The organism is Enterobacter sp. 237C8, from assembly GCF_034106865.1.
Classification (GTDB): domain Bacteria; phylum Pseudomonadota; class Gammaproteobacteria; order Enterobacterales; family Enterobacteriaceae; genus Enterobacter; species Enterobacter asburiae_B.
The window spans coordinates 1-1,613 of record NZ_JAWNDF010000019.1 but is presented as its reverse complement, the minus strand read 5'-3'; the positions used below and the strand labels follow the sequence as shown (position 1 = coordinate 1,613).

General features: G+C 53.1%; 1 rRNA gene. It reads left to right on the top strand.

The features are described 5' to 3' along the window. Nucleotides 1-20 precede the first annotated feature (20 nt). Nucleotides 21-1,613: ribosomal RNA gene (locus USF70_RS21685) — 23S ribosomal RNA — on the top strand; the annotation flags it as partial.

The window sequence follows — 1,613 nt, the reverse complement described above, 5'->3', positions numbered from 1 at the left end:
GAAACATCTTCGGGTTGTGAGGTTAAGCGACTAAGCGTACACGGTGGATGCCCTGGCAGTCAGAGGCGATGAAGGACGTGCTAATCTGCGAAAAGCGCCGGCGAGGTGATATGAACCTTTGACCCGGCGATGTCCGAATGGGGAAACCCAGTGCAATTCGTTGCACTATCGTTAACTGAATACATAGGTTAACGAGGCGAACCGGGGGAACTGAAACATCTAAGTACCCCGAGGAAAAGAAATCAACCGAGATTCCCCCAGTAGCGGCGAGCGAACGGGGAGCAGCCCAGAGTCTGAATCAGCTTGTGTGTTAGTGGAAGCGTCTGGAAAGTCGCACGGTACAGGGTGACAGTCCCGTACACGAAAGCACACAGGTTGTGAACTCGAAGAGTAGGGCGGGACACGTGGTATCCTGTCTGAATATGGGGGGACCATCCTCCAAGGCTAAATACTCCTGACTGACCGATAGTGAACCAGTACCGTGAGGGAAAGGCGAAAAGAACCCCGGCGAGGGGAGTGAAAAAGAACCTGAAACCGTGTACGTACAAGCAGTGGGAGCACCTTCGTGGTGTGACTGCGTACCTTTTGTATAATGGGTCAGCGACTTATATTCTGTAGCAAGGTTAACCGTATAGGGGAGCCGAAGGGAAACCGAGTCTTAACTGGGCGTTAAGTTGCAGGGTATAGACCCGAAACCCGGTGATCTAGCCATGGGCAGGTTGAAGGTTGGGTAACACTAACTGGAGGACCGAACCGACTAATGTTGAAAAATTAGCGGATGACTTGTGGCTGGGGGTGAAAGGCCAATCAAACCGGGAGATAGCTGGTTCTCCCCGAAAGCTATTTAGGTAGCGCCTCGTGAACTCATCTTCGGGGGTAGAGCACTGTTTCGGCTAGGGGGCCATCCCGGCTTACCAACCCGATGCAAACTACGAATACCGAAGAATGTTATCACGGGAGACACACGGCGGGTGCTAACGTCCGTCGTGAAGAGGGAAACAACCCAGACCGCCAGCTAAGGTCCCAAAGTCATGGTTAAGTGGGAAACGATGTGGGAAGGCACAGACAGCCAGGATGTTGGCTTAGAAGCAGCCATCATTTAAAGAAAGCGTAATAGCTCACTGGTCGAGTCGGCCTGCGCGGAAGATGTAACGGGGCTAAACCATGCACCGAAGCTGCGGCAGCGACGCTTATGCGTTGTTGGGTAGGGGAGCGTTCTGTAAGCCGTTGAAGGTGTGCTGTGAGGCATGCTGGAGGTATCAGAAGTGCGAATGCTGACATAAGTAACGATAAAGCGGGTGAAAAGCCCGCTCGCCGGAAGACCAAGGGTTCCTGTCCAACGTTAATCGGGGCAGGGTGAGTCGACCCCTAAGGCGAGGCCGAAAGGCGTAGTCGATGGGAAACAGGTTAATATTCCTGTACTTGGTGTTACTGCGAAGGGGGGACGGAGAAGGCTATGTTAGCCGGGCGACGGTTGTCCCGGTTTAAGCATGTAGGCGGAGGTTCCAGGTAAATCCGGTACCTTTTAACGCTGAGGTGTGATGACGAGGCACTACGGTGCTGAAGTAACAAATGCCCTGCTTCCAGGAAAAGCCTCTAAGCATCAGGTAACA